This is a genomic window from Paenibacillus sp. E194, from assembly GCF_000935845.1.
GTDB classification, from domain to species: Bacteria; Bacillota; Bacilli; order Paenibacillales; family Paenibacillaceae; genus Paenibacillus_B; species Paenibacillus_B alvei_B.
In genome coordinates this window covers 1-2,568 of record NZ_JMDX01000424.1, presented here as the reverse complement: position 1 = coordinate 2,568, position 2,568 = coordinate 1, and the positions used below count along the sequence as shown (strand labels likewise).

The 2,568-nt window shown below is 49.4% G+C and carries 3 protein-coding genes; all 3 read left to right on the top strand.

What is annotated here, in order from left to right:
• Positions 1 to 240 precede the first annotated feature (240 nt).
• Positions 241 to 660, top strand: coding sequence for a cysteine metabolism transcriptional regulator CymR (cymR, locus tag AZ66_RS28445; RefSeq protein ID WP_021260656.1), 420 nt, complete (start codon positions 241 to 243; stop codon positions 658 to 660).
• A 105-nt stretch (positions 661 to 765) separates the two neighbouring features.
• Positions 766 to 1,968: a cysteine desulfurase family protein gene (locus tag AZ66_RS28440; RefSeq protein WP_044358009.1), complete on the top strand. Its 1,203-nt coding sequence runs from the start codon at positions 766 to 768 to the stop codon at positions 1,966 to 1,968.
• A gap of 149 nt (positions 1,969 to 2,117) precedes the next feature.
• Positions 2,118 to 2,568, top strand: a 451-nt coding sequence (locus AZ66_RS28435; RefSeq protein WP_044358008.1) for a PRC-barrel domain-containing protein, incomplete at its 3' end; no start/stop codon positions are given.

The following is a 2,568-nucleotide window of genomic DNA, read 5'->3' as shown; positions in this document are numbered from 1 at the left end:
TGAAACTACAAAAGGTTGGTACAAAAGCGAGAGTAATTCACTTCCTCTAATATTGTACCATAAGGGCTTGTATACCGGAAATAAGAGATGATGTCAAGAAAATTTCAAGCAAATGGAAATAATTCGTGAATGGCACATCAGTTTATTGTCCATAAAGAGAAGAGTTATGTTACGATATACAGGGAACCTTAATCGGAATACATTGGATTTATACGATAATAAAACTATGAGGTGTATAATATGAAAATTTCAACGAAAGGCCGTTATGGCCTGACGATTATGATGGAACTGGCAAAGAGCTGTGGGGAAGGCCCAACGTCGCTAAAGAGTATTGCAGAGAAGAACCAACTATCCGAGCATTATTTGGAGCAGCTGATTGCGCCGCTGCGCAACGCTGGATTGGTTAAGAGTATTCGCGGCGCATACGGTGGCTATATACTGGCAGGCGTTCCTGAACATATTACAGCAGGTGAAATTATTCGCGTGCTGGAAGGGCCAATCTCCCCAGTTGACTTCACGGAAGAGGATGATCCGGCTAAGCGTGACTTGTGGCTGCGTATCCGGGACAGCATTGCGCAGGTACTTGATTCCACGACTCTTGCAGATCTGGTTAACTTTAAGGATGTAGGAAGCCAGGACAGCTACATGTTCTATATTTAGACATGATTGATGGACAGCAAGCTATAGGTTAACGACCACTTATCTTGAGAGAGAAGTTTGATATTGTTATTTTGACATACGGAATTGCAGAAACGAGGGAATACAATGGAACGCATCTATTTTGACCATGCAGCGACAACTCCGCTTCATCCGGACGTACTTGAAGCCATGACCGACAGTATGCATCAAGTGTTCGGAAACGCTTCCAGCGTTCATGCGTTCGGACGTGAAGCGAAGCTCGCCTTGAATCAAGCCCGTGATCGTATAGCCGCCCAGTTGGGCTGCCAGCCGCAGGAGCTTGTCTTCACGAGCGGAGGAACGGAAGGGGATAATGCTGCCATCTTCGGTGCAGCATGGTCTGCCTGGCTGAAGCAATCATCAGAAACTCCTGCTCAGCAAGGAAGCAGTGGCGATACATCTGCACGCAAGCCGCATATCGTGACGACTCAATTGGAGCATCATGCGGTGCTGCATGCGTGCGAGCGCTTGGAGCAGTTAGGCTTCGAGGTTACGTATGTTGCGCCGGATCAGATGGGGCGAGTATCAGTTGAGGCAATTGAAACTGCGCTGCGCCCGCATACTTGTCTCATTAGTGTCATGTATGGCAACAACGAGGTAGGCACGCTTCAGCCGATAGAAGAAATTGGCCGCTTGGCACGTGAGCGTGGCATTCTGATGCATACGGATGCTGTTCAGGTGCTCGGGCATTTGAAGCTCGAACTGCACGAGTTGCCGGTTGACTTCGCTAGCTTCTCTGCCCATAAGATTAATGGCCCCAAGGGAGTAGGCGTTCTCTATGCACGCGCAGGTGTTCACTGGGATCCTCTGCTGTATGGTGGAAGCCAAGAACGCAAGCGCAGAGCAGGGACGGAGAATGCAGCAGGGATTGCCGGAATGGCGAAGGCAATGGAGATAGCGAATGGCTCACTTCCATCGAAGCTGGAGGAACTTGCGCAGGTGCGCAGCACGCTGTGGACAGAGTTGTCAGCAGCTCTCGGCGATCGATTGGTCATGAATGGCCATCCTACTGAGCATTTGCCGCATATATTGAATGTCAGTTTCTTGGATGTGCCTACGGAGACAATGCTGATGAATTTGGACTTGGCAGGAATTATGGCTTCGAGCGGATCTGCCTGCACATCAGGCTCGCTTGAATTGTCGCATGTGCTGGAGGCTATGGATTTACCAGATGAGCGCAAGAGAACGGCTGTACGATTCAGCTTCGGTTTGGGCAATACTAGAGAAGAGGCTGCTTGCGCTGCGCAACAAATTGCAACCATCGTATCACGTGTTCGTACTAGACAGTAAGGGAACTGTCACAGCGTGAAAGGAGGGGCGTTTGAAGATAACGCGGCATGTTGGCCGGGGACGTACGTGAAATGAGAATCTACCTGATTCTGATGAGGAGCGTCCTGCATTTGGAAGTGAATGCCGTTAGCTGAAGAGGGGGCCCCGATATGAAGCTGTTGGAATTAATCGGCCTTCCCGTATACGGAATTGAGACGGGGAAGCGGTTGACCAAGGTAAAGGATATCCGCATTTCGAATGATTGGACTATCACACATATAGAGCTTGAAGGTCGCTCCCGCAAGGGATCACCACCTCCTTCTGTAAGCTGGGAAGAGGTAACCGCTTGTGGTGAGGATGCAATAATGATCGCGAATGATACAGCCATCCGGCATACGGAGGCTATCCATATAGAGAGGGCTTTCTTGACAGGGAATGGAGCGTTGAAGGATTTGCCTGTCATGACAAGTGAAGGATCGCAATTAGGATGGGTCGCCGATGTATATTTTCAGCCAAATATGGGTAACCAAGTAACAGGTCTGGAAATTTCAGACGGTTTGCTGTCTGACTTGTTGGAAGGCAGACGGCGGATAGATGGGACAAGCCGCTTGAAATGGGGAT

Coding starts and splice junctions, on each gene's coding strand:
- AZ66_RS28440 (WP_044358009.1), top strand. CDS start 766: ATGGAACGCATCTATTTTGACCATGCAGCGACAACTCCGCTTCATCCG.
- cymR (WP_021260656.1), top strand. CDS start 241: ATGAAAATTTCAACGAAAGGCCGTTATGGCCTGACGATTATGATGGAA.